Source organism: Phytohabitans houttuyneae (assembly GCF_011764425.1).
Lineage (GTDB): Bacteria > Actinomycetota > Actinomycetes > Mycobacteriales > Micromonosporaceae > Phytohabitans > Phytohabitans houttuyneae.
Window position 1 is genome coordinate 1,572,751 of the sequence record NZ_BLPF01000003.1, and the last position, 23,916, is coordinate 1,596,666.

23 protein-coding genes are annotated in these 23,916 nt (G+C 74.3%); 7 read left to right on the top strand and 16 right to left on the bottom strand.

Annotated elements, in window-relative coordinates:
* The first annotated feature begins 41 nt into the window (after positions 1 to 41).
* Positions 42 to 2,687 (top strand): CHAT domain-containing protein, encoded by a 2,646-nt coding sequence (locus Phou_RS42110; protein WP_173068596.1) that lies wholly within the window; start codon positions 42 to 44, stop codon positions 2,685 to 2,687.
* Positions 2,688 to 2,718: 31 nt separating this feature from the next.
* Here Phou_RS42110 and Phou_RS42115 read toward each other — a convergent pair whose 3' ends face one another.
* Positions 2,719 to 3,210, bottom strand: coding sequence for a hypothetical protein (locus tag Phou_RS42115; protein ID WP_173068599.1), 492 nt, complete (start codon positions 3,208 to 3,210; stop codon positions 2,719 to 2,721).
* A gap of 11 nt (positions 3,211 to 3,221) precedes the next feature.
* The gene (locus tag Phou_RS42120; RefSeq protein WP_173068602.1) at positions 3,222 to 3,809 is read right to left on the bottom strand and encodes an RNA polymerase sigma factor; all 588 of its coding nucleotides are present in this window, start codon (positions 3,807 to 3,809) and stop codon (positions 3,222 to 3,224) included.
* A 217-nt stretch (positions 3,810 to 4,026) separates the two neighbouring features.
* On the opposite strand from Phou_RS42120, the gene Phou_RS42125 reads away from it, so the two are divergent.
* A complete protein-coding gene (locus Phou_RS42125) occupies positions 4,027 to 4,920 on the top strand; it encodes a hypothetical protein (protein ID WP_173068605.1) in 894 nt (297 codons plus the stop codon).
* On the opposite strand, the gene Phou_RS42130 is transcribed toward Phou_RS42125, so the two are convergent.
* The 7 genes from Phou_RS42130 to Phou_RS42160 form a co-directional block, all read right to left on the bottom strand.
* Positions 4,877 to 5,659 (bottom strand): class I SAM-dependent methyltransferase, encoded by a 783-nt coding sequence (locus tag Phou_RS42130; RefSeq protein ID WP_173068607.1) that lies wholly within the window; start codon positions 5,657 to 5,659, stop codon positions 4,877 to 4,879. The two genes, Phou_RS42125 and Phou_RS42130, sit on opposite strands and share 44 nt — an antisense overlap.
* Positions 5,660 to 5,700: 41 nt before the next feature.
* The gene (locus Phou_RS42135) at positions 5,701 to 6,003 is read right to left on the bottom strand and encodes a metal-sensitive transcriptional regulator (protein ID WP_173068610.1); all 303 of its coding nucleotides are present in this window, start codon (positions 6,001 to 6,003) and stop codon (positions 5,701 to 5,703) included.
* 105 nt (positions 6,004 to 6,108) lie between these two features.
* Positions 6,109 to 6,864, bottom strand: a complete 756-nt coding sequence (locus Phou_RS42140) for an ABC transporter permease (RefSeq protein ID WP_173069176.1) — start codon at positions 6,862 to 6,864, stop codon at positions 6,109 to 6,111.
* Between the two features lie 35 nt (positions 6,865 to 6,899).
* Positions 6,900 to 7,865, bottom strand: a complete 966-nt coding sequence (locus Phou_RS42145) for an ATP-binding cassette domain-containing protein (RefSeq protein ID WP_173068612.1) — start codon at positions 7,863 to 7,865, stop codon at positions 6,900 to 6,902.
* A 179-nt stretch (positions 7,866 to 8,044) separates the two neighbouring features.
* Positions 8,045 to 11,182 carry an AfsR/SARP family transcriptional regulator gene (locus tag Phou_RS42150; protein ID WP_173068614.1) on the bottom strand — a complete coding sequence of 1,046 codons (3,138 nt, stop codon included), beginning with the start codon at positions 11,180 to 11,182 and terminating at the stop codon, positions 8,045 to 8,047.
* Between the two features lie 60 nt (positions 11,183 to 11,242).
* Complete coding sequence (locus Phou_RS42155; RefSeq protein WP_173068616.1) at positions 11,243 to 11,443, bottom strand: hypothetical protein; 201 nt, start codon at positions 11,441 to 11,443, stop codon at positions 11,243 to 11,245.
* Between the two features lie 73 nt (positions 11,444 to 11,516).
* The gene (locus Phou_RS42160; protein ID WP_173068618.1) at positions 11,517 to 11,987 is read right to left on the bottom strand and encodes a methylated-DNA--[protein]-cysteine S-methyltransferase; all 471 of its coding nucleotides are present in this window, start codon (positions 11,985 to 11,987) and stop codon (positions 11,517 to 11,519) included.
* A 133-nt stretch (positions 11,988 to 12,120) separates the two neighbouring features.
* Here Phou_RS42160 and Phou_RS42165 point away from each other — a divergent pair, with 133 nt between their 5' ends.
* Positions 12,121 to 13,245: a peptidoglycan recognition protein family protein gene (locus Phou_RS42165; protein ID WP_173068620.1), complete on the top strand. Its 1,125-nt coding sequence runs from the start codon at positions 12,121 to 12,123 to the stop codon at positions 13,243 to 13,245.
* A gap of 47 nt (positions 13,246 to 13,292) precedes the next feature.
* Here Phou_RS42165 and Phou_RS42170 read toward each other — a convergent pair whose 3' ends face one another.
* A complete protein-coding gene (locus Phou_RS42170) occupies positions 13,293 to 14,750 on the bottom strand; it encodes a family 43 glycosylhydrolase (RefSeq protein ID WP_246274379.1) in 1,458 nt (485 codons plus the stop codon).
* A 403-nt stretch (positions 14,751 to 15,153) separates the two neighbouring features.
* On the opposite strand from Phou_RS42170, the gene Phou_RS42175 reads away from it, so the two are divergent.
* On the top strand, positions 15,154 to 15,810 hold the full coding sequence (locus tag Phou_RS42175; protein WP_173069179.1) for a response regulator transcription factor: 657 nt from the start codon (positions 15,154 to 15,156) through the stop codon (positions 15,808 to 15,810).
* A gap of 15 nt (positions 15,811 to 15,825) precedes the next feature.
* The gene (locus Phou_RS42180; RefSeq protein WP_173068624.1) at positions 15,826 to 17,292 is read left to right on the top strand and encodes a sensor histidine kinase; all 1,467 of its coding nucleotides are present in this window, start codon (positions 15,826 to 15,828) and stop codon (positions 17,290 to 17,292) included.
* Here Phou_RS42180 and Phou_RS42185 read toward each other — a convergent pair.
* Positions 17,289 to 18,209, bottom strand: a complete 921-nt coding sequence (locus tag Phou_RS42185) for a TAXI family TRAP transporter solute-binding subunit (RefSeq protein ID WP_281365163.1) — start codon at positions 18,207 to 18,209, stop codon at positions 17,289 to 17,291. The genes Phou_RS42180 and Phou_RS42185 overlap by 4 nt on opposite strands.
* A 195-nt stretch (positions 18,210 to 18,404) precedes the next feature.
* Here Phou_RS42185 and Phou_RS42190 point away from each other — a divergent pair, with 195 nt between their 5' ends.
* On the top strand, positions 18,405 to 19,097 hold the full coding sequence (locus Phou_RS42190; protein ID WP_173068628.1) for a hypothetical protein: 693 nt from the start codon (positions 18,405 to 18,407) through the stop codon (positions 19,095 to 19,097).
* A 106-nt stretch (positions 19,098 to 19,203) separates the two neighbouring features.
* Here Phou_RS42190 and Phou_RS42195 read toward each other — a convergent pair whose 3' ends face one another.
* The 3 genes from Phou_RS42195 to Phou_RS42205 are packed head-to-tail and all read right to left on the bottom strand — an operon-like array spanning position 19,204 to position 21,217.
* Positions 19,204 to 19,872, bottom strand: coding sequence for a class I SAM-dependent methyltransferase (locus Phou_RS42195; protein ID WP_173068630.1), 669 nt, complete (start codon positions 19,870 to 19,872; stop codon positions 19,204 to 19,206).
* 45 nt (positions 19,873 to 19,917) lie between these two features.
* Positions 19,918 to 20,367, bottom strand: coding sequence for an ATP-binding protein (locus tag Phou_RS42200; RefSeq protein WP_173068632.1), 450 nt, complete (start codon positions 20,365 to 20,367; stop codon positions 19,918 to 19,920).
* Positions 20,354 to 21,217: an MEDS and STAS domain-containing protein gene (locus tag Phou_RS42205; protein ID WP_173068634.1), complete on the bottom strand. Its 864-nt coding sequence runs from the start codon at positions 21,215 to 21,217 to the stop codon at positions 20,354 to 20,356. Before Phou_RS42205 ends, Phou_RS42200 begins: the two co-directional genes overlap by 14 nt.
* 94 nt (positions 21,218 to 21,311) lie before the next feature.
* Between Phou_RS42205 and Phou_RS42210 the strand changes: the two genes are divergently transcribed.
* Complete coding sequence (locus Phou_RS42210; protein ID WP_173068636.1) at positions 21,312 to 22,214, top strand: bile acid:sodium symporter family protein; 903 nt, start codon at positions 21,312 to 21,314, stop codon at positions 22,212 to 22,214.
* Here Phou_RS42210 and Phou_RS42215 read toward each other — a convergent pair.
* Both Phou_RS42215 and Phou_RS42220 read right to left on the bottom strand, forming a co-directional pair.
* Positions 22,192 to 22,524: a hypothetical protein gene (locus Phou_RS42215; RefSeq protein WP_173068638.1), complete on the bottom strand. Its 333-nt coding sequence runs from the start codon at positions 22,522 to 22,524 to the stop codon at positions 22,192 to 22,194. The two genes, Phou_RS42210 and Phou_RS42215, sit on opposite strands and share 23 nt — an antisense overlap.
* 489 nt (positions 22,525 to 23,013) lie before the next feature.
* Positions 23,014 to 23,868 (bottom strand): oxidoreductase, encoded by an 855-nt coding sequence (locus Phou_RS42220; protein ID WP_173068640.1) that lies wholly within the window; start codon positions 23,866 to 23,868, stop codon positions 23,014 to 23,016.
* Between the last annotated feature and the right edge of the window lie 48 nt (positions 23,869 to 23,916).

A 23,916-nucleotide genomic window follows, 5' to 3' on the forward strand; every position in this document is an offset into this window, starting at 1 on the left:
CGGTGTCCGTATCGCTTCCATGGAATTCCTACGATGTTCTGGTGAACGAAGCCGAACGGCACGGCGAGGCGCTGCTGGCCCTCACCCTGTCCCGTCCGGCGGACGCGCTCGCCCGCGCCGGCCAGCTGCTCGCCGAGGCGGCGGACGCGCTGACGGAGTCGTTCGCGCATCAGGCGCGGGCGATCGTACTGCGTGACTCCGGCCGGGTGGACGAGGCCGTCGTCGAGCTTCGTGCGGCTTTGCGCGCCGCCGGCCGATCCGGCTCGGCCGAGCGGTTGGTCGACGTGCGGGCGACCCTCGGTGTGACGCTCGGCTTCGCCGGGCGCACGTCGCAGGGTCTGACCATGTTGGACACCGCGGTCGCGGGCTGCGCGGGCGGGGTGCTCGCCGGCCGGGTGCTGATGCGCCGGGCCAGCATACTGCGGCTCGTCGGGCGGTACGACGACGCGCTCACCGACCTGCGCCGCGCCATCGAGCTCCTGCGCCGCGGCGGCGACCCGATCTGGGAGGCCCGCTCGCGCACGCACCGCTTCCTCGTGTACGCGGCGCTCGGTCAGGCCGCCCGCGCCGACCGCGACCTGGTCATCGCCGAGCGCCTGTTCGCCGCGCAGGGGCAGGAGCTGGAGTCGGCGATCGCGGTGCACAACCGGGCCGACGTCGCCCTGCAGGGCGGCGACGTCCCGCGCGCACTGGGCTTCCTGGACGAGGCCGACGACAGGTACTCGGCGCTCGGCGCCGTGCGCCCGAACCTCGCCCTCGACCGGTGCGCCGTGCTGCTCGCGGCCGGCCTCGCCGTCGAGGCGGTCATGGTGGCCGACGACGCGGTGCGGCGCATCGGCCCCGGCTGGGCGTCGAAGGTGGCGGAGCTGACGCTCGCCGGCGCGCGGGCCGCCCTCGCCGCCGGGCGCTTCGCCGACGCGTCCACCCGGGCCGCCGCCGCCCGCGACCTCTTCCGCCGGCAGGGGCGGCGGTGGTGGCACGCCCGCGCGGAGTTCGTGGTGACCCAGTCGCGGTACGCGGCGGGCGAGCACGGCGTCCGCCTGCTGCGGCGGGCCGTCGAGCTGGCCCACCGCCTGGACGCGCTGCGGGCCGAGGAGGCGCCGGCCGCGCACCTGCTGGCCGGGCGGCTCGCCGCGGGGCTGGGCCGGGCGGACGACGCGGAGCGCCACCTCGCCGGCGCGGCCCGCTTCCGGCACCGCGGCCCCACGTTCGGGCACGCGGCCGGCTGGCTGGCCCAGGCGTTGCGGGCGCAGAGCCGGGGCGACACCGCCGCGGTGCTCGTCGCCTGCCGCCGCGGGCTCGTCGCCGCCGGTGAGCACCAGCGCACGCTCGGCGCGCCGGAGCTGCGGGCGCACGCCGCGGCGTACGGTACGGAGCTGGTCGCCATCGCGCTGCGCCACGCCGTCAAGCGCGGCGACGGGCGGATGCTGCTGCGGTGGACCGAGCGGTGGCGGGCCAGCGCGCTCGCGGTGCCGCCCGCGCTGCCGCCCGACGACCCGGAGCTGGTCGCCGAGCTCGGCGCGCTGCGCGCGGTGGTACGCCGGCTGGAGTCCGCCCGCGCCGAGGGCTCGGCGACCGCGCGCCTCGACCACGAGCGCGGCCTGCTCGAAGCCTCGATCCGGGCGCGCACCCGGCGGGCGGCGGGTGACCCGGCCGGCGGCGGCTTCGCCGGTGCCGACGTCGCCGCGATCCTCGACGGCCTCGGCGGCCACCGGCTCGCCGAGCTGACCGCGGTCGACGGCGTGCTGTACGCCACGACGGTCGTCGGCCGCCGCGTCCGCATGCACGCCGTCGGCCCGGTCGCCGAGGCCGAGCGGGAGGTGGAGCTGGCCCGGTTCATGCTGCGCCGCCTCGCGCACGGCCGGGCACCCCGCGGCGCGCTCGACCGCCTCGACCGGGCCGGGGCGGCGCTGCAGCGGGCGCTGCTCGGGCCGGCCGCCGGCGACCTCGCCGGCGACGGGCCGGTGGTCGTGGTGCCGCCGGCGCAGCTGCACGCGGTGCCGTGGGCGCTGCTCCCGGCGCTGCGCGGGACCCCGGTCGCGGTCGCGCCGTCCGCCGTCACCTGGCTGCGCGCCGGCGCCGTGCCGGGGCCGCGGCGGCACCGGGTGGCACTGGTCGGCGGGCCGGGCCTGGACGCCAGCGCGGTCGAGCTGAAGCAGCTCGCTGCCCTCTACCCCGACGCGGTCATGCTCAGCGAGGGCGCCGCCACGGCCGCGGCGACGCTGGCCGCGCTGGACGGGGCGTGGACCGCTCATGTGGCCGCGCACGGCACGTTCCACAGCGAAAACCCGCTCTTCTCCGCGCTGTCGCTGGACGACGGGCCGCTGATGGTGCACGACCTGGGCCGGCTGCGCCGCGCGCCGCTGCGGCTGGTGCTCTCCAGCTGCGAGTCCGGCGTGGCCGGCACGGTCACCGCGGGCAACGTCGCCGCGCCCTCGTCCGGTGTCCCGGTGGTCGACGAGCTGCTCGGCATGGTCACCGCGCTCGTGCCGCTCGGCACCGCGAGCATCCTGGCCAGCGTCGTGCCGGTGCACGACGGCGCCACCGCGCCGCTGATGGTCGCCTTCCACGAGCGGCTGCGGGCCGGTGCGTCGTTCGCCGAGGCGCTGCTCGCGGTCCGCGCCAGCGGCGGCGACGACCCGGTCGCCACCGCCACCGCCCTGTCGTTTCTCGCCCTGGGCCGCTAGCGGAGCGATCACGCCGCGCCCTCGGCGCGCGTCACGGCACGAGCCACGCGGTCCGCACCAGCTGGCCGATCTCGGAGCGGTAGCGGAGCCGGATCGGCCCGGCCGGCACGCCGTCGGCGACGAAGCGGCCCAGCTCGTCCACGTCGATCTCGACCGCGCCGCCGTCGCCGAGCTCCACGCCGCACTCGGTGACCGCGCCGGTGAACTGGCCGATCAGCCGCAGCCCCTGCCCGGTCGGCTCCAGGTCGACGTCGACCTGCACGCCGCCGCCGTCGAAGGTGAGCAGGCGGCTCTCCGCCGCCCCCGGCCCCCGCACCGCCTCGAAGAGCAGGCCGGAGCCGGTGTCCGCCGAGTCGGCGATCAGCTCGGCTAGCTCGTGGTCGAGGTGGCGGGTGAGGATCGCGGCGCGGGCCGCCTCGATGACGCCGGGCGGCACCGGATCGACCTCGGCCGCGACCCGGCGCAGGGCCGCCATCAGGGCGTCGTCGTCGCGGTCGCTGGCGCTGACGGGTGTGGTGTTCATGGCGGCCGTCCTCACACGCTTCCGGCGGACGGGGCTTCGAAGGGATGCGCCCCGGTCAGCATGATCTTGCGAAGGTTGTCGAGGCAGCGGCGCCGCGTCGGGCCGATGCCGCCGACCGGCATGTCGAGCGCCGCGGAGACCTCCGCGTACGACGGTGCCGGGTCGGCCATGAGCATCCGCAGCAGCGACTGGCAGCGCGGGCCGAGCCCCTTGAACGCCCGCCACAGCGCCGCGTCCCGCTCCTGCCGCAGCAGCGCCTCGTCCAGCGCGGCGGTGTCGCCGGCCAGCTGGTCCCACCCCTCGGCCGCGACCACCACCCGCGCGCGGCGCCGCAGCACCGCCAGGCACTCGCGCCGCATCGTGGTGGCCAGCCAGGAGCCGACCCGCGCCGGGTCGCGCAGCCCGTCGAGCGCCTCGACCAGCCGCAGCCACGTGGTCTGCACCGCGTCGGCGGCGTCGGCCTCGCTGAGCCGCATGCCGCGGGCCACGGACCAGAGGAGGCTGACGTAACGGTCGGTCAGCGCCGTCCACGCGTCATTGTCGCCACCCCGCACCCGCTCCACGAGATCGCGCGCATCCGCCTCGGCCAATGGGTCCATCCCGTCCCCCGGATCGCCGGCCCCATTCTCGCGAACGGCCGACCGGCAAGTCCACGACGCGCCCCTGGACGGTGCTGATTGGACGGGATCGATTTTGGCATCACGCAGACATGAGCGGCCCGCGCGTCCCGGTGATACGACGTGTCCGGTGTGCGATAGTTCGCGCTTGTCTCTTTTATTCAAGACGCGACCGGTACGCGGCGGCCACGATGGGCCCGTGGAGACCTATCTGAGAAGGGCCGAGGAGTTTCTGGCCGGTACCGCGCGGCTCATCGACCGGCGCCGGTTCGACCTGGTGACCGGGCGGGGCGACGGCGCGGGTGTCCTCGCCGCGCTGGCCGGCTACCGCAACGCGGACGGCGGCTTCGGCTGGTCCGTCGAGCCGGACCTGCGCTCGCCGGAGAGCCAGCCGGCCGGTGCGCTGCACGCGTTCGAGGCGCTCGCCGAGGCGGGGACGGGCGGCGGCTTCGGCGGCCCGCTCTGCGACTGGCTCGACACGGTCACCTTCAGTGACGGCGGACTGCCGTTCGCGCTCCCCCTCACCGTGCCGGCCGGCTCCTCGTGGGTCTGGACCGACGCCGACACCACCGCGTCGTCACCGCACATGACGTGCGCGGTCGCCGCGTCCGCGCACTGGGTCGCCGCCGTCGACCCGGCGGTGCGCGAGCATCCGTGGCTGGCCCGGGCCACGGCGTACTGCCAGGAGCGGATCGCCGCGCTGACCGAGGTGGGGCACGCCCTGGAGTACCGGTACATGCTGCTCTTCCTGGACGCGGCGCACGGCGCGTGGCCCGGCGCGGCGGCCGAGCTGCGCCGCCTGGTCGGCTTCCTGCCGGAGTCCGGCGTGCTGCCCGTGGCCGGCGGGATCGAGGGCGAGTCGATGCGCCCCCTGGACCTCGCGCCGCACCCCGGCCCGCTGCGCGACACGATGCCGGCGGACCTGATCGCCGCCGACCTCGCCCGCCTCGCGGACGGCCAGCAGGACGACGGCGGGTGGCGGGTCGACTTCGCGGCGGGTTCGCCGGCGGCGGCCCTCGAGTGGCGCGGCTACGCGACGGTGGCGGCGGTCAGGACGCTGGCCTCGGCGCCCCGGCTGGATCGTCGGGTTTGACCGCTTCGATCAGAAACCTGCGGCTCCACGCCAGAAACCGTCCCTCCGCCTGGATCCGCTCGTGCACCGCGCGCAGCTGGTCGCGGTAGGCGTCGACGGTGAAGCCCGGCACCGTCCAGATCACCTTGCGCAGGAAGTGCACGACCGCGCCGACGTCGAAGAACTCCGCCCGCAGCGCCACCTCCCGCAGGTCGACCACGCGCAGCCCGGCGGCTTCGGCGGCGGCGACGGCGCGGCCCGTGTCGCGTGCGGTGCCGGCCGGCACGGGGCCCATCATCGCCACGGTGAGCTCGCGCATGGTGCCGTTGCCGATCTGCTGCGACAGGTACGTGCCGCCGGGCCGCAGCACCCGCGCGATCTCGTCCCACCGGGTCATCGTGGGGTGGCGGCTCACCACCAGGTCGAACGAGCCGTCGGGAAACGGCAGGTCCGCCTCGTCGGCCACCTCGTGCACCGTCGCGCCCAGCGGCGCGAGGTTGCGGCGGGCCACCGCCACGTTGGGCGGCCACGACTCGGTGGCGGCCAGGCGGGGTGGCGGCGTGGGGATGGTGGCGAGCACCTCGCCGCCGCCGGTCTGCACGTCGAGGCCGGCCTCCACCTCGGCCATGCGCCGCCCGACCAGCCGCGCGTACCCCCAGGGCGGCCGCTCCTCGGTCGCCCGCCCGGCGAACCACGAGAAGTCCCAGCCCTCGACGGGCGCGGACGCCCCTTCCTCGACCAGCTCCTCGAACGTGGACATCCACTCAGCCTGCCGCCGCCGGCCGGGCGGCGCCTCCGAATTTACGAGCGGACGAGCCGCGCGATGGCGTCGGACGCCTCACGGATCTTCTCGTCGGCCTCCGCGCCACCGGCCTGCGCCGCCTGCGCCACGCAGTGGCTGAGGTGCTCTTCGAGCAGGCCGAGCGCGACCGACTGGAGTGCCTTCGTCATCGCCGACACCTGGGTCAGGATGTCGATGCAGTACTTCTCCTCCTCGACCATGCGCTGCAGGCCGCGCGCCTGACCCTCGATGCGGCGCAGGCGCTTGAGGTAGTCGTCCTTCTGGTGGATGTATCCGTGGTGTGCGTGTGCGGTCTCGTCCATGTCATCCTCTCCCGACCGCCCATCCTACCCGCCAGATTTACCCTAGGGGGGTATAGTAGGCGGCCGGACCGCGGGACGGTCCGGCCGCGTCGCCGAGGGGTGGGTTCAGCGGCTCAGGCGCTGGTAGCGCCGCACCGCCAGCGGGGCGAAGATCGCGATCAGCAGCGCCGGCCACACGAACGCCAGCAGCAGGGCGTGCTGCGCGACCCACGAGTCGCCGCCGGTGCCCGGGTTGCCGAACAGCTCGCGGCTGGCCGCCACCGTCGCGGAGAGCGGGTTCCAGGAGGCGACCGTCCCGAGCCAGTCGGGCATCAGCTCGGGAGCGACGTAGACGTTCGAGAGCGCGGTCAGCGGGAACGCGAGCGGAAACACGATCACCGAGACGGTGTCCGGGTTGGGGACGACCAGGCCGAGGAAGATGCCGACCCAGGTCAGCGCGAGCCGCAGCAGCAGGATCAGCCCGACCGCGGCGAGCGCGTCGACCACGCCGTTGCGCCACTGCCAGCCGACCAGCAGGCCGCACACGACGAGCGTCGTCATCTCCAGCAGCGCGCGGAGCAGGTCGGCGCCGCTGCGGCCGACCAGCAGCGCGGAGCGGGCCATGTCGATCGAGCGGAAGCGGTCGACGACGCCGCGGCTGACGTCGACGGCGATGCCGGTGGCGGTCGCGCCGAGGCCGTACAGCATGGTCATGACGAACACGCCGGGCAGCAGGTACTCCCGGTAGCCGCCGCCGTCGGGGACGGACATGCCGCTGCCGAAGACGTACCCGAAGACGAGTACGAACATGATCGGCAGGCTGAAGTAGATGACGATCTCCTCCGGGGCGCGCACGACGTGCGCCATGTTGCGGCGGGTCATCGTCCACCCGTCCGCGATCCCCCACCGCAGCGCGCTCACCGCGACACCTCCTGCCCCGCCGGGTGGCCGGTGATCTGCAGGAACGCCTCGTCGAGCGTGGGCCGGCGCACGCCGATGTCCTCCACGGTGATCCGCGCGGCCTGGAGCACCCGCATCACCTCGGCGAGGGCGGCGACGCGGTCCGCGACCGGTGCGCTCACCGTGCGTACATCATCGTCCACCTGCGGCGGCGCGGCGGTGGCCTGGCCGACGAGCCGGGCCGCCTCCCCCAGGTCCGCCGCGTCCCGCACGACCACCTCGATGCGGTCCGCGCCGATCTTCCGCTTGAGCTCGTCGGACGTCCCCTCGGCCACCACGCGCCCGTGGTCGACCACCGAGATGCGGTCGGCGAGCTGGTCGGCCTCCTCCAGGTACTGGGTCGTGAGCAGCACCGTCGTCCCACCCCCGACCAGCTCGCGCACCGCGTCCCACAGCTGGTTGCGGCTGCGCGGGTCGAGGCCGGTGGTGGGCTCGTCGAGGAAGAGCACCTGCGGGGTGCGGATGAGGCTGGCCGCGAGGTCGAGGCGCCGCCGCATGCCGCCCGAGAAGTCCTTGGCCGACTTGTCCGCCGCCTCCACCAGCCCGAACCGCTCCAGCAGCTCGTCCGCCCGCCGCTTGGCCGCGCGCGGTCGCAGGTGGTGCAGGCGGCCGAAGAGGACCAGGTTCTGGCGGCCGGAGAGGATGTCGTCCACGGCCGCGTACTGCCCGGTGAGGCCGATCGCGCCGCGCACCCGGCTGGGCTCGCGGGCCACGTCGTGGCCGGCCACCCACGCCCGGCCGCTGTCGAGGCGCACCAGCGTGGAGAGGACCCGCACCGCGGTGGTCTTGCCCGCGCCGTTCGGGCCGAGGATGCCGCACACGGTGCCGGCCGGCACCGTGAGGTCGAAGCCGTCGAGGGCGGCGGTCGCGCCGTACCGCTTGCGCAGGTCCTCCGCCACCACCGCGGGAGTCGTCGTCGTCATGCCGGCCACCGTCCCGCCGGCCGCTGACCGCCCACGCACCGCCCGCTGACCGCCCGGTCAGCGCGCCGCCGGCGGTGGCCGGGCCGGCGCGCCGACGGCGCCCCCGAACCCGCGTGATCATGGCGATGCGGCGCCCCGCGCGGAGTCGGAGCGCCAAGCCACCCCGAGGAAGGCCCGCTCTACGACGGGTGACCGGCCAGCAGCGCCAAAGCCTCGTCGCGGGACAAGGCCGCGGCGCGGTCGAAGGCCGGCACCGACGGGGCGCGGGCGCGGGTCTCGTCGTGCGGAAGCGCCTGCACCGCCGCCGCGGCGCCGAGCAGCACCGACGCCTCATCCGGCGGGGAGAGCGCGACAAGTCCCTCGATCGCGTCGACCGCCACCGGCATCGCGCGGACGCCGGTGGTCGCGGCGAGCGCCCGGCGGTACCAGTCTCGGGCCGCCGCCTCGTCCCCCTCGGCCTGTGCGATCCGGCCCTGGGCCACCAGCAGGCCGAAGCGGGTCGCGTCCGCGCTGAACCATCCGGTCGGGCACTCCGCCAGTGCCTGCGCGCACCACCGCCGCGCCGTGGCCAGGTCGCCGCCGCGGCGCGCCACCTCGGCGAGCCCCAGGTGGGCGGCGGCGACCATCTCGGTGGCGCCGGAGCGCCGGGCCAGCGTCGCCGAACGCTCGTAGTCGGCGCGCGCCCGCTCCAGCTCGCCGGCCGCGACCCGCCCGTCGCCGCGGGTGCGCAGCAGGTCGGCCATGTCCACTGTGGAGCCCAGCTCCTCGGCCAGGCGCAGTGCCTCGTCCATCGGCGCCGCGGCGGCCGCGTGGTCGCCGCGCCCGTCCGCGAACTCGGCCGTCGCCGCGAGCGCCAGCATCATGCCCCACCGCTCGCCGATCGCCCGGAAGCCGGCCAGCGCGCCCTCGATCTCCCGCGCGGCCTCGTCCACCCGCTGCCGGAACAGCTGCATGAGGCCCGAGCCGATCGCGCCCAACGCGTGGATCCACGGGTCGTCGCCGAAGATCGGACCCCACCGCCGCACCATCTCCGGCATGGTGAGCGGGCCCTCGTCGGGCGGGCCGGTGGCCATCGCCGAGAGGTACAGCAGAAATGGCTGCCGCGGCGGTCTGCCCAGCGCGGGGATGATGTGCTCGGTCGCCCACGGGCGCAGCGGCACGTCGGCGGCGCCGCCGAGGTGGGCGGTGATCGCGCAGATCGCGTACTCCTCGGCCATGCCCTCCGGCTGCTCGCCCACCGCGGCCAGCAACCGCGCCGCGAGCACCGCGCCCTCGGTGCGCAGGCCGCGCATCCACCAGTAGAACGAGAGCGCGGAGAGCAGCCGCAGCGCGGTGATGGGGTCGTCGTCGACCGACCGGGCCAGCGCGGTACGCAGGTTGTCCCGCTCGGCGTCCAGGCGGCGCAGCCACTCCAGCTGCTCGGCGCGGCGCAGGTGCGGGTCGGCCTCGCGGGCCAGCTCCAGGAAGTAGGCGGTGTGCCTCGCCCGCACGCCGGCGACCTCCCCGGCCTCCGCGAGCCGCTCGGCGCAGAAGGCGCGCACGGTCTCCAGCATCCGGTACCGCCCACCGGCGGCCACCACCAGCGACTTGTCCACCAGGCTGGCCAGCACGTCGAGGTCGGCGCCGCACACCCGCTCCGCGGCGTCCAATGTGGCGCCGCCGGAGAAGACGGTGAGCCGGCGGGCGAGCGCCCGCTCCGCCTCGTCGAGCAGGTCCCAGCTCCACTCGACCACCGCGCGGAGGGTCTGGTGGCGGGGCTGCGCCGCGCGGCTGCCGCGGCTGAGCAGGCGGAAGCGGTCGTCGAGGCGGACCGCGAGGTCCGCGACGGGCAGCGCCCGCAGGCGCGCCGCGGCCAGCTCGATCGCGAGTGGCAACCCGTCGAGGGTACGGACGACGCGCAGCACATCCTCCACAGTGGAGTCGTCGACGGCGAACCCGGGCACGGCGTCGGCCGCCCGGTCGGCGAACAGGCGCACGGCCGGGTACGTGCCGGCGTCCCGCGGCGCCTCGTCGGGCGGGACGGCCAGCCCGAGGACCGGGCAGAGCGCCTCGCCGGTGATGCCCAGCGGCTCGCGGCTGGTGGCCAGCACCCGCACGCCCGGCGCGGCGGCGAGGATGCGCGCGGCCAGCTGGGCCGCCTCGGCGATGACGTGTTCGCAGTTGTCGAGCACGACGAGCAGCCGGCGGTCGGCGAGCGCCGCGACAAGCCGCTCGGTCGCGTCCCGCGGGTCGGCCGAGCCGCGCAGGCCGGCCTCGCGCAGGCCGAGCGCGCCGAGCACGGCGAGGGCCACGTCGTCGTCGGGGCCGGCCTCGCTCGCGGGGTGAACAGGGTGCTCGGCGCCGTCGGGCAGCCTCGGGGGCCGCAGCGCGGCGAGCTCGACGAAGCACACCTCGCCGTCCTGCGCCCCCGCCGCCTCGACCGCGAGCCGCGTCTTGCCCGCGCCGCCCGGCCCGTGCAGCGTCACCAGCCGCGCCTCCCCGAGCAGCTTGCCCACCCGGCGCAGCTCCTCCTCGCGCCCCACGAAGCTGGTCAGCTGACCCGGCAGCCGCGCCACCTGGTCGCGCCCCACAAACCCGGCCGGCCGCGCCACCTCGTCGCGCAGGATGGCCACGTGCAGCGCGGCCATCTCCGGCGACGGGTCGGTGCCCAGCTCCTCGGCGAAGACGTGGCGCGCGTCCTCGTAGGCGGCCAGCGCCTCGCCCGGCCGCCCCGCCGCGTACAGGGCGCGCATCAGCAGCGCCCGCGGGCGCTCCCGCAGCGGGTGGGCCGCCACGACGTCGCGCAGCTCGGCGACCAGCTGGCCGGAGGACGCCCCGAGCCCCAGCTCCGCCTCGACCCGGTCTTCGACGGCGCCGAGCCGCAGCTCGTCGAGGCGGGACGCGCGACCGGCCGCGTACGGCGCGTCGGCCAGCGCCGGCCCCCGCCACAGGCCCAGGCCCTCCCGCAGCGCCGCGGCCGCACCGGCCAGGTCGCCGGCGACGAGCGCCCGCTGCCCCTCGGCGGCCAGCCGCGTGAAGCGGTGCACGTCGACGTCGTCGGGCTCGACCGCGAGCCGGTAGCCGGCGGTGTGGTGCTCGATCGGCGCGTACTCCCCGAGCGCCTGGCGCAGCCGCGACACCTGCGACTGGAGTGCGTTCGCCGCGCCGGCGGGCGGGTTGTCGCCGTAGAGGCCGTCGATCAGCCGCTCGGCGGGCACGATCCGCCCGGCGTCGAGCAGGAGCAGCACGAGCAGCGCGCGGGCCCGCGGGCCACCGGCGGGAACCTCGACCCCACCGGCGCCGCGCACCTGTGTCGCGCCGAGCACCCCGTACCGCATCCGTACATCCTCCCCACCGCGCCCGGGCGCCGCCGGACCCGGGCGGGGTGGGGGTGGCGGTCAGCAGCGGTTGGGGTTCTCCGCCGGGCCGGCGGCGTCGATCTCGGCCTTGACGAGCTCGAAGTGGCCGCCGCCGGCGAGGTCGTAGGAGAGCCGGTCCGCCGGGCCGCGCCGGTTGCGGTAGTGGTCGAGGACGCGGTCGCCGGGGGTACCGGCCGTGGGCTCGTGGCCGGACTCGGGCGGGACATGGAAGTCCGTCATGGCCTTCACGCTAGGAAAGCGCCTGTCCGGTGATATCCCCGGAACGTGCCACCCCGGCCTTGTCGCACAAGGCTCAGAAGAGGGCGGCCTGGAGCGCGCCTTCGAGCGTGAGCAGGTGGCGCTTGGCGGGCAGGCCGCCCGCGTACCCGGTGAGCGAACCGTCCGCGCCCATCACCCGGTGGCACGGGCGGACGACGAGCAGCGGGTTCGCGCCGACCGCGGCCGCCACGGCGCGAATGCGGTCGCGGGGTGCGCCGACCCGCTCGGCCAGCGCGCCGTACGTGAGCGTGTGCCCGTACGGGATGCCGGAAAGCGCCGCCCACACCCGCTCCTGGAACGGCGTCCCGACGGTGCGCACCGGCAGGTCGAACGCGTGCCGCTCGCCGGCGAGGTACGCGCGCAGCTGGTCGCTCGCGTCGGGCAGCGCGCCGGGCCGCCACGAGGGGTCCGGCCGGCCGAAGCGGACGGTGGTCAGCGCGCCGTCCGAGGCTGCCAGTAGAAGGGCTCCGACGGGCGTTTCGAGGGTCGCGAACACAGTGGACATGACTCCAATCTGCCCCCTCGCGGGCCGCGTTGCTGGCGGGATTCGGACGTGGCGATTGACCCGGCGTGTCGACCGCTGGCAATATCTTTCACGCGCGGTCCACTTTGTCGGCAGAAACCACCAGGAGTGAGCCATGACCCTCGACCGCCGTACCCTCATCAAGAGCGGCGCCGGCGCGGCCGCGGTCGGGGGCCTCGCGCTCCCGGGCGTCGCGGCGGCGGCACCGTCCACAGCGGACAGGCGGCCGGCGCAGCCGTTCATCGACCAGATCATCACCGGCACGTCGTGGGCGGCCCGCGCCCCGTCCGGTACGCCGACGCTCAACACCGGTACGACGCAGAAGGTCGTCATCCACCACACGGCGTACCCGAACAGCACCGACTACTCGGTCAACCAGGCGATCTGGCTCGCCCGCGACATCCAGAACCTGCACATGGACGGCAACGGCTGGCTCGACAGCGGCCAGCACTTCACGGTCAGCCGCGGCGGCTTCGTGCTGGAAGGGCGGGCCGGCAGCCTCGCCGCACTGCGCGGCGGCACCCAGCAGGTCGTCGGCGCGCACTCGCCGGGTGAGAACGGTCGCGCGATCGGCATCGAAAACGAGGGCATCTACGTCGAGGAGGCGCCGCCGCGGTCGATGCTCGCCGGGCTCACGTCGCTGTGCGTGGAGGTCTGCCGGCGGTACGGGTTGGGCGCGCACGTCCTCTTCGGCCACTGGGACTTCCGCGAGACGCAGTGCCCGGGCATCGAGTTCTACAAGCTCTTCCCGAACGTGCGGCGGGACGTGGCCCGCGCGCTGGGCCAGCGGCCGTCGGCGACCCCGGCGCGCACCTGGCCGAACGTGCTCTCACCGAGCACCGGGCCGGTCGTGCGGCTCGTCCAGTATCTACTGCGGACACACGGGTACGCGGTGCAGGCGACGGGCACGTTCGACGCGGGGACGGTGGCCGCCGTCAACGACTTCCAGGTGCGCAACGGGATGCCGGCGGCCGGGTTGGGTGAGGTGCTCGGCGGGACGTGGGACGTGCTGGTGCCGGCGCTGGACGGCCGGTCGACCGGCGACGCGGTGCTCGGGCTGCAGAGCATCCTGCTGTCGAAGGGGTACCCGGTGGAGCTGACCGGGGCGTTCGACACCGCCACCCGCGACGCGGTCCGCGCGGTCCAGCGCCTGCACGGCCTCGCGCCGACCGGGCGGGTCGACCTCGCGACGTGGTGCGCGGTGGCCGGTGGCGTCGTGCGGCAGGAGTTCGAGCGCTGACCGGCGGCCGGGGAGCTTGAGGGTCGGGCTCCCCGGCGGCCAGCCCGTCAGGAAGCCGGTTCGCCGGACGGCACCGCCAACTGGGCACCCAACGACACCGGAGTGCCGAAGTTCGGCGTACCGTCCGCGTTCCAGGTGAACTTCTGCGCCCGCGTCGACCGGTTCATGTCACACCCACCACCAGCCGAACTGTTCGCGTGGTACACGATCCAGTCCTCAGTCCCATCCGGCGACGTGAAAAGCCCGTTGTGCCCCGGCCCATACACCCCAGCGGCGTTGCTGCGCTGGAACACCGGGTTCGGGAACTTCCGCCACGACGAACTACTGAGCGGATCACCACCGGTGTACTCCAACATCCCCAACTTGTAATCCGGCGTCGAACAGTGCGACGCCGAGTACACGATGAACGTCCGCCCACCACGCTGCAACACCTCACCACCCTCGGCCACCGCACCACCAACCGTCTCCCACGACAACGTCGGCGTCGTCAAAATCCTGCGGGTGCCGGACGCCGTCCACGGATTACTCAACGGCCGGATGAACATCGGCTGCGACCCGTTGTAGAACGTCCCCAACAGGTAGAGATTGCCGTTCAGCTGCAGGATCCCCGGGTCCAGCTCCCACGTGTTGTCCGAGACCGGGTCCAACAGGTCCGCCTTGAACGTATACGGCCCCATCGGATCCAACCCCGCACTCTCCAACACATGGATCCGCTGTGTGCCGAGGTTGAAGGGTTCCTGACCGGCCGTGTAGTAGAAGTACCACCGCTGACCACTCGGACCGTTCAACAGATGAAACTCCGGCGCCCACATCGTCCCGGCACCATTCGGCCGGGTCAACGTGAACAACACCGTCTCCTGCGCACTCGCCAGGCCGCCCAGGGTCCGGGAGCGGCGCATCGTGATCGTGTTGTTCCACGTCGTCGTCGCCAGATAGTAGAAACCGCTGTAGTACGTCAACCACGGATCCGGACCACGCATCTTGATCGGGTTGGTGAAGGTGCGCGTCCCGGTACCCCCGTTGGTGTAGCCGGCGAGCCGCCACAGCCGTGCCGCGGTCGTGTTGCACGGCAGTTGGACGAGCCGGTTGTCGGACGCCGGGGCGACGCACTTGTTGGAGTGCACGGCGATCAGCTGGAACGCGCCGGACGTCTGCGTCAGCCGGAAGCGCTGGTTGTTGTTGCTGTGGCAGGCGTACTGGATGATCGCGGCGTTGTCGGCGGTGGAGGCGCCGCTCACGTCGACGCAGCTACCGGCGGTCAGCGTGCGGATCGTGTACGTGGCGGCGACCCCGGCCGCGGGTGTGAACGTGAATGTCTGGCGCGCGCCGGCGCCGCAGGCCGCCTGGGCGAGCTGGAGCGCGCTGGTCGTGGCACCGCCGGGCACCTCGGCGCAGGTGGCGGTGCTGTGGTTGACGACCGTGCTGGTGAAGGTGACCTCGGCGGACGCGGGGGCGGCGGGTACGACGATCCCGGTGACCAGGACAGCGAGAAAGATGACAGGCAAGCGGGGCACTCGACATCACATCCATCCAGGATGGTGGATCGCCCGGCTAGTCGGCTGCACTGTATCCGATGCGACCATGACCGCGGAAGTGCCGCCACGGTTCCATCGGGCTCGCTTTGGGCTCGCTCCGCTCCTCGGTCGCTAGCGCTCCCTGCGATGCTCACTCGCCGTCGCTCGCGTTATCTTCCCGTTACCGCCGGGGCCCGGAACGCGCCGCCGCGGTGGACTAGGTTGGCGGCCAGGGCTCAGGGCGGTGCACACCTTCCAGAAACATCCATGGGCTACATTCCGGCCCGTTGGGGTTGGACCTCTATCGACCTGGATGGCGCGGAGCGTGCGCGGCACCCTCACAGTGAGGGAGGTTGACGAGGTTCACAGCATGACGGGCGATGGGCGGAAGCCGATGCGGATACTGCTCGTGGAGGATGACCGGCGGGTCACCGCCGTGATGACGTCGATGCTGCAGCGGCGCGGCTACGAGGTCGAGCACGCGGCCACGGCGACCGCCGCGCTGGCCGCGGCGCCGTGCGACCTCGTGCTGCTCGACCTCAACCTGCCCGACGGCGACGGCGTCGACGTGTGCCGCACGCTGCGCGCGCGCAACGAGCACCTCGGCATCATCGCGGTCACCGCGCGGGGCGAGGAGCGCGACCGGGTCACCGGGCTGCGGGTGGGCGCCGACGACTACGTGGTCAAGCCGTTCTCCATGGCCGAGCTCCAGGCGCGGATCGAGGCGCTGCTGCGCCGCGCGGCCCGCCACGTGCCGCCCCGCGAGGCGGTCGAGGTCGGCGGGCTGAAGATCGACCACGCCGCCCGCACCGTCGAGCTGCACGGGCGTCCGGTGAGCCTGACCCGCAAGGAGTTCGACATCCTCGCCTCGCTGGCCCGCCAGCCCGGCGTCGCCGTCACCCGCGAGCGGATCCTGCTCGACGTCTGGCAGACCACCTGGTCCGGCCGTCACACGCTCGAGGTGCATGTGGCGTCGTTGCGCGCCAAGCTCGACGAGCCCAACCTGGTGCAGACCGTCCGCGGCGTGGGCTACCGTCTGCGCACCGACTAGCGGGGCAGGGGTGCCGTGCGCCGACGACTGGTGAGTACCTATGTGCTGCTGCTCTGCATGGTGCTGCTCGCACTCGAGGTGCCGCTCGCGGTGTCCCTGACCAACCGCGAGACGCAGCGCGTGCTGGCCGACCGCCTCGCCGACGCGACCCGCTTCGCCGCGCTCGCGGCGCCCGCCCTGCGCGGCAACGAGCTGGACACGGTCAAGGCCGAGCTGCGGCGCTACTACGACCTGTACGGCATCGCCTCTGTCCTGCTCGACCAGGACGCACAGGTCAAGAGCGTCTTCGGCGGGCCGCTGCCGGCCGACGACCAGCTGCACCCGGTGATCCGCGGCGCGCTCGCCGGCCGCCAGGTGGGCACGCCGACGACGCTGTGGCCGTGGCACGAGCAGCCACTGATCGTGGCGGTGCCGGTCAACGACGGTGGCGCCGTCCTCGGTACCGTCGTCACGATCTCGCCCACCAGCCGCAACCGGCGCGTGGTGATCTCGTCCTGGTTGGAGCTCGGCCTTCTCGGCCTGCTCGCGGTCGCCGCCTGCGTGGTCACCGCGCTGCGCATGGCCGGCTGGGTGTTGCGGCCGGTGACCCGCCTCGACGCGGTCGCGCACGAGATCACGGCCGGTGACAGCGGCGCGCGGGTGCAGCCCGAGCACGGTCCGCCCGAGTTGCGCCGGATGTCCGCCAGCTTCAACGAGATGGCCGACGCGCTCGCCGAGGCGCTCGAGCGGCAGCAGTCGTTCGTCGCGCACGCCAGCCACCAGCTGCGCAACCCGCTCACCGTGCTGCGGCTGCGCGTCGAGGACCTCGGCACCAAGCTCGTCGACGACGACGTGGCCCGCGCCGACCACGAGATCGCGCTCGCCGAGACCGACCGCCTGGCCGGTGTGCTCGACGGCCTGCTCGCGCTCGCCCGCGCCGAGCGGGGGCAGAAGCACTTCGAGGTCGTCGACGCGGTCGAGGTCGCGCTCAACCGATGGCTGGCGTGGCGCCCGATGACCGAACGTCGCGGCATCGACCTGGTCACCCTGGTTCCGGACGAGCCGTTGTACGCGCGGCACGTGGCCACCGCGCTCGACCAGTCGCTGGACGCCTTGGTGGACAACGCGTTGAAGTTCACGCCGACCGGCGGGCGGGTCGAGATCGAGGTCGCCGCCCGCGAGGACGGCGTGGCGGTGACCGTGCGGGACAACGGCTGCGGCATGACCGACGAGCAGTGCCGCCTTGCCACGGAACGCTTCTGGCGGGCGCCGGACGCGCAGAACGTCGAGGGCGCCGGCCTCGGCCTGCCGATCGTGATGGTGCTGGTGGAGGCGTCCGGCGGCCGCTTCACGCTGGGGTCGGCCGAGCCGCACGGGCTGGAGGCGCGGATGTGGTTTCCCGCCGGCCCCGCCCCCGCTCCCCCGCCGCCGGTCGCCGCACCGCCCGAGCGGCGCGGAGCAAACGTGGAGCGCAGCGGGGCGTTTTCCCGGGGTGGAAGCTAGGGTTTCACGGACTTGAAGTACTCCGCGGCGCCGGGGTGCAGCGGCACCGGGAGCGTGGCCACCGCCGAGCGGATGTCGAGGTTTTCCGCGGCCGGGTGGGCCTGCGCCAGCACGTCGCGCCGCTCCAGCAGCATCCGCGCCAGGTCGAACGCGAGGTCGTCGGCCATGTCCCGCGGCACGACGAGGAAGTTGGGCACGGCGATCGTGGCGACCGGGTCGAGCTGGTAGGCGGAGGCGGGCACGTCACGCACCACGTACACGTCGCTGTACTTCTCGCGCATCTTCGTCACCCACCGGGACAGGTCGACGATCCGCTTGCCGGCGAGCTGCTTGATGCCGGAGACGGGAAGGCCGCCGGAGAAGAAGAACGCGTCGATCTCGCCGGTGCTCAGCGCCTTGAGCGAGTCGTCGAGGTTGAGCTCCACCGGCGTCAGGAGCTGGGTGCCGCTCAGCCCGGCGACCTCGAGCAGCCGGCGCACCGTCACGCCGGTGCCGGAGCCCCGGGCGCCCACCGACACCTTCCGGCCGCGCAGGTGGTCGAGCGACTTGATCGGGCCGTCGTTGCGCACGACGAGGTGCAGCAGGTCGTCGTAGACGCGGGCGAGCGCGGCGATCCGCGGGTCGGGTGTGGCGCCGGCGACGAGGATGTCGGACTGCGTGAAACCGATCTCCGCCTCGTTGTCGACGATGAGCTGGACGTTTTCCGCCGACGCCGCGGTCACCATCGCCTCGGCGTCGGTCTCCGGCAGCTCCTGCTCGATGATGGCGGCCAACGCGGTGCCGACCGCGAAATAGACCGCCGTGCGGCTGCCGGTCGCGATGCGGATGCGACGCCGCTCCGGAGCGCCGCCCATACAGCCGGTGACCGCGACCACGGCCATCGCCGACAAACCGGACAACACGCTGCGGCGCGCCAAACGGCGACGCCGCAGAGGTCTTGTCTGGGAGGTCACCCCGCGTCCCTCCACCCAGCACGGCCCTCTCGACAGTGCGGTCCTCAATGCACTCGGTCCGGTCCGCGCAAGTTTCCCTCAAGTCCTCCCCGCCGGTGTACCGGCCGAACGGGCGGATCAGCGACCGTGATTGCGGAACCGCGGGGAAGGGGACTGAGGATGATCGACGATCCGGTACGCCCGGCAAGACTCACACCAGAAACGGTCGTCCCCACCGACGTGCTCCCCGCCGCATTCGAGGCCACGTCGCTCATCCAGTGCACCGACGTGAGCCGCGTGCCCGGCCGCCGCCGCCCGGAGTGGCGTTCCGCGGCGCCGATGGTCCTGCCCACGCTCGCCGAGTTCGACCACGAGGAGGCGGCGGTCCGCCTCTCCACGCTCCTCGGCGACCTCGGCTTCGCGGCCATCCACGAGGTGACGATGGGCGGCGGTCGCCGGCGGTACCAGGTGCACGGCGTGGTCGTGCCGCCCGCACAGCGCGAGGACGCGAGCCGCCTGCTGGCGGGCGCGTGGCGGCAGGGGCGGCGGGCCCTGCTCGGCACCGACCCGATCGGCTCCTCGTCGCCGCGCAACGCCCAGCGCGGCATCCTGGCCCGCGCCGCCTGGCGCGCGGCGCTGCTGGCCGGCGGGCGACGGCTGCGCGCCGACTTCCTCGGCATCCGCCTGGGCGACCAGGAGATGGCCGCCGTCCTGGTCCGCGCCGCGCGCCTGCTGGGCGTCACGGCCGGCGTGATGAGCCGGCCGGGCTGCCTGCTGGTGACGGTCTCCGATGTGGACGAACGCACCCGCGTGCTGCGCACCCTCCACACGACCCGCGCGTCCGCGCCGGCCCGAGTGCCCGCCCTCGTCTGACCAAACCCGCGCCGGACACGCACCCGCGCATCCCCCGTGTCAGCCGGGCTTGACCGCCAGCAGCCCGAGCACATCAGCGCCCCGCCCGTTACCGCCAGCCCCGGCGTCAGACCGGCTTGACCGCCAGCAGCCCGAGCACGTCGGCCACCCCGCCGGGCCCGCTCTCCATCGCCCGCACCAGCCGCAGCCCCGCGTCCGCGAGGCCGTTGAGCAGGTCGGCGAGCGGCACGTGCCAGGCGCCGACCCGCGCGCGCACCCCGGTCGGGTCCCACGCCTGCGTCGTGTACGAGCGGTCGGCGTACCGCTCGTCGACGAAGACCCGCGGGCGGTCACTCCAGTCGGCGAACGCGCCCACGAAGCACGGATGCACCCCCACGTGCGCGAACCGCCCGCCCGGCCGCAGCACCCGCGCGACCTCGCGCAGCACGGCGGCGTAGTCGGGCAGGTCGGTGTGCGCCAGCGAGCAGGCGACCGCGGGCAGCGACGCGGTGGCGACCGGCAGCGCGGCGGCGTCGCCGGCGGCGACCGGCAGGCGGGCGGCGGCGTGGCGGAGCTGGCCGCGGGACAGGTCGACGCCGAGCGGCGTCCAGCCCAGCGCGCGCAGGGTTCCGGCGCGCACGCCGGTACCGCAGCACAGGTCGAGGCACGCACCCGCGCCGGGGCCGAGCAGCGAGGCGAGGAGCTCGCCGCTGCGCCGGGTGTAGGGCGCGGCCCGGCCGGAGACGTAGTCCTCGTACCAGTCGGCGTGCGCGTCGTACGCGGCGGTCAGCGGCATGCCCGCATCGTATGGCCGCCCGCGGGCGAGGGTCAGGTCCGCTCGCTACGGGCGTACGAGGAACGCCGCGTTGACGGTCGCGCCGTCCGGGCCGGTACGGACGTCGACGTGCTGGGACATCTGGCGGACGACCCACATGCCACGGCCGCCGTACGCGGTCAGCGGCACCGGCTCGAACCCCAGCTTGCTGTCGGCCATGCCCGGCCCCGTGTCGCTGACCTCGCAGTGGATGAGGTCGCCGGCGCGCCAGAGGCGGAGCCGGCCGCTGCCGCCGCCGTGGCGGACCGCGTTGCTGGCCAGCTCGTTCGCGACGACCACCAGCTCCTCGACCTGCTCCTCGCCGGCACCGAGGTCGGCGGCGTGGGCGGCGACGGCGGCGCGCAGCGCGTACAGGGCGTCGGCGTCGAAAGGCTGGTCCAGCGCCACCTTGCCGTTCGGCGGGGACGTCGGGCCCGCGCCGTCCGGCGGTGAGGCTCCGGGCTCACGGGCGGCCATGAGCCAGCCTTACCCGCACCGCCGGCTGGTCGGTCGCACCGACCAGGTCCAGCACCTTGCGGACGGCCCGCCCGCACACGATCGCCATCGCGCGGCCGGGCTGGAGGCTGAGCGCGGCCTGGCCGATCGCGGCGGCCGCGGCCGCGTCCATGAACGTCAGGTGTGCCAGGTTGACGTGGATGTCGCCGCCCAGCCGCAGCGCCTCCGCGAGGGCGTGGTTGAGCTCGGGCACGCGCCGGTAGTCGATCTCGCCGGCGAGCCGGATGCCGGGCGGCGCGTGCTGGCGGCAGATGCGCAGCAGCGGGTCCTCGTGGTAGACGGCGGCGGCGACCGCGCGGGCGTGCGCCTTCGCCGCGAACGCGAGCGTCACGTGGTCGAAGCGCTGCCGGTCGTACTGGCACACCGCGATCAGCCGGCCCTCGGCGAACAGGTCGGCTACGCGCGTCTCGAAGACCAGCAGCTCGTCGACGGCCGCGACCGGGCGAGTGGCCCAGCACATGTCGGCGGTGACCCGCAGCCCCGCGTACCCGTCGCGGTGTGCCGCCTCCAGCTCGACGCTCAGCATCTCGATCATGTTGGCGGCCGAGACCTGCCCGCCGGACAGCCACGCCGCGTCGTTGTCGCGGATCGTGAGCTGACCGCCGTCGGTCGGCTTGACGTCCCGCTCGGCGAGCTCGCCGGCGAGGTCGGGCGGGCCGCTCTGGTCGGTGAAGCAGACGACCTTCTGGCCGGCGCCGATGCCGTCGCGCACGAACGCGGCCACGATGTCCAACCGCTCCTCGGCGTCCGAGTACGTCAGACACGCGTGGTCGCCGGGACGGAGGTCCTCCACCGAAGAAGCACTGGCCATTGCGGCCACCATAGACGACCTTGGCGGCGGCCGCTCGGCGCCACCCGTTCGGTCGATGGGCATGGCGCGCGGCTGACGTGAAGAATCCTCGGCCATGGATTCGGCGCTGACCCAGGTGCTCCTACCGATCGCCCTCGGGATCGTCATGCTCGGCCTGGGGCTCGGCCTCGCCGTGGCCGACTTCCGGCGCGTCGTCGTGTTTCCCAAGGCGGTGCTCGTCGCACTGGCCTGCCAGGTCCTGCTGCTGCCGGTGGTCTGTTTCGGCCTGGTGCTGGCGCTGGACCTGCCACCCGTGCTGGCGGTGGGCATGATGCTGCTGGCCGCCTCCCCCGGCGGCACGACGGCCAACCTCTACAGCCACCTCTTCGGCGGCAACGTCGCCCTGAACGTCACCCTGACCGCGGTCAACTCCGTCCTCGCGGTGTTCACGCTGCCGATCGTGGTCAACCTGTCGCTCGACCACTTCCTGGACGGGACCGACCAGGTCGGGCTCCAGTTCGACAAGGTGGTGCAGGTCTTCGCGATCGTGCTGGTACCGGTCGCGCTCGGCATGCTGGTCCGGGCCCGCCGGCGGGCGTTCGCGGAGCGGATGCACCGCCCCGTGCGGATCCTGTCGGTCGTGGTGCTGGTGCTGGTGATCGCCGGCGCGATCATCCAGGAGCGCGAAAACCTCGCCGACTCCTTCGAGCGCGCCGGCCTGGCCGCCCTGCTGTTCAACCTGGTCAGCCTCGCCGTCGGCTACTTCGCACCGCGCCTTGCCAAGGTCGGCCGCCCCGAGTCGGTGGCGGCGGCCATGGAGGTGGGCATCCACAATGGAACGCTCGCCATCGTCATCGCCACCACCCTGCTGGACAGTACCGAGATCGCCATACCGGCAGCGGTCTACAGCCTGATCATGTTCTTCACCGCCGCCGGCTTCGGCTACCTCATCCACCCGCGCACCGCCGCCGAAGACCCGGCCCCCGCCGGCACCCTCAACACGCCGCCCCCACACTGACGCGAGCCCGCTCCTGCCGGCCGTGCGCCCGCACGACGAGCGGCACGCACACCGGCCCCCGCACCGTGTACCCACCGGCGAACGCCAGCCACTCGTTTCCGCTCGGGCACGCCGGCACCCGGATCAGCGCACCCTCAGGGCCCGGGCTGCCCCAGCCGATCCGCACGTCGCCGGCCGCCTCCGGCGCCACCCCGACCTCCACGGCGGTGCCGGCCCGCACGAGCAGCCCCTGCTTGGCGAACAGCCACCCCGCCGCACCCGACGGCTGCGGCTCCAGCACGCCGGCGGGCAGCGCCACCGCGTCCAGCACGACCCGGTTCCCGCAAGCGGTGGGGACGCCCCACAACAACAAAGCCGCAGCGAGCTACCGCGATGCCCGTCGTGGTCCAGACCGTTGCTCCCGCGGCCTCACCCTCCGCGGTCGCCCAGCTCACCCCAAAAGGCGCACCGACATTTTCCCGTGGCGATCCTTCCAAGAGGTCTGTCCTGCCACGATGCCGTCGTCCGACCGTTGCACGATCCGCGGTAGGGCTGAGCCGCGGCAGGCTCCGGAGCTGGGCGCAGCAATGCGCCCAGCTCTGGACCACGGCGCCCGCCCACGGGCTGGGCGCATCGGTGCTACCAGCTCGGTAGGCTCCCGCGGCCGCAGCCCAGCCGCGCCCGGGGTGGTTGTGCGACGCGGAGGGTGAGGCCGCGGGAGCAACGGTCCGGACGACCGCGGACGTCGCGGTAGCCCGGATCTGTTCGGGTTGGATCTTCTGAAACGGCGGTCGCGCCCCACCCCGACGCCGAGAGGTCTTCAGGCGTGGTCGGTGGCCCGGGCCACCGGCTCCCACCTCGCGAACTCGGCCTGGTGGCGGGCCAGCGACCCGCCGATCGCGTCCGCGGCGTCGTTGCCCAACGGCAGGCGGAGCGGGGTGTCGGGCGCGTCGAGCGCGGCAAGGATGGCCGCCGCGGCCTTGGTGGGGTCGCCGGGCTGCTTGCCGTCGGCGCTGGGCAGGTTCGTGCGGATCGGGCCGACGACCTCCTCGTAGGCGGGCAGGGGTGGGGACAGCAGCAGCGCGTTGGCGCCGTTGAAGCTGGTGCGGAACGCGCCCGGCTCCACGATCAGCACCTTGATGCCGAAGCCGCCGACCTCCGCCGCGAGGGCTTCGGAGAGTCCTTCCAGGGCGAACTTGGTCGCCGAGTACCCGCCCACACCGGCGAACGACAGGCGGCCGCCCATGCTGCTCAGCTGCACGATCGCGCCCGAGCCCTGCCGGCGCATGTGCGGCAGCACCGCGCGGGTGAGCGCCGCCGGCCCGAAGAAGTGCAGCTCCATGAGGTCGCGCAGCTCCCGTTCCGTGGTCTCCTCGACCGCGCCGACGAGCCCGCGGCCGGCGTTGTTGACCAGGACGTCGACGCGGCCGTACCAGAGGACGACCTCGGCCACGACGGCCGCGACGCGCGCGGTGTCGGTGACGTCGAGGGCGCTCGCGACCGCCCGCTCGGGGTAGGCGGCGACAAGGTCGTCGAGCGCCTCGGGGCGGCGTGCGGTGGCCACGACGGTGTCGCCGGCGGCGAGCGCGGCCTCGGCGATGGCCCGGCCGAAGCCGGTGGCGGCGCCGGTGACCAGCCAGACCCGGCCGGCGGGGGTGCGGTGTGCGTCAGTCATGCGTCCGTTATCGCCCCGCGAGCCCGCGCCCGTCCAAGACAGAAGACC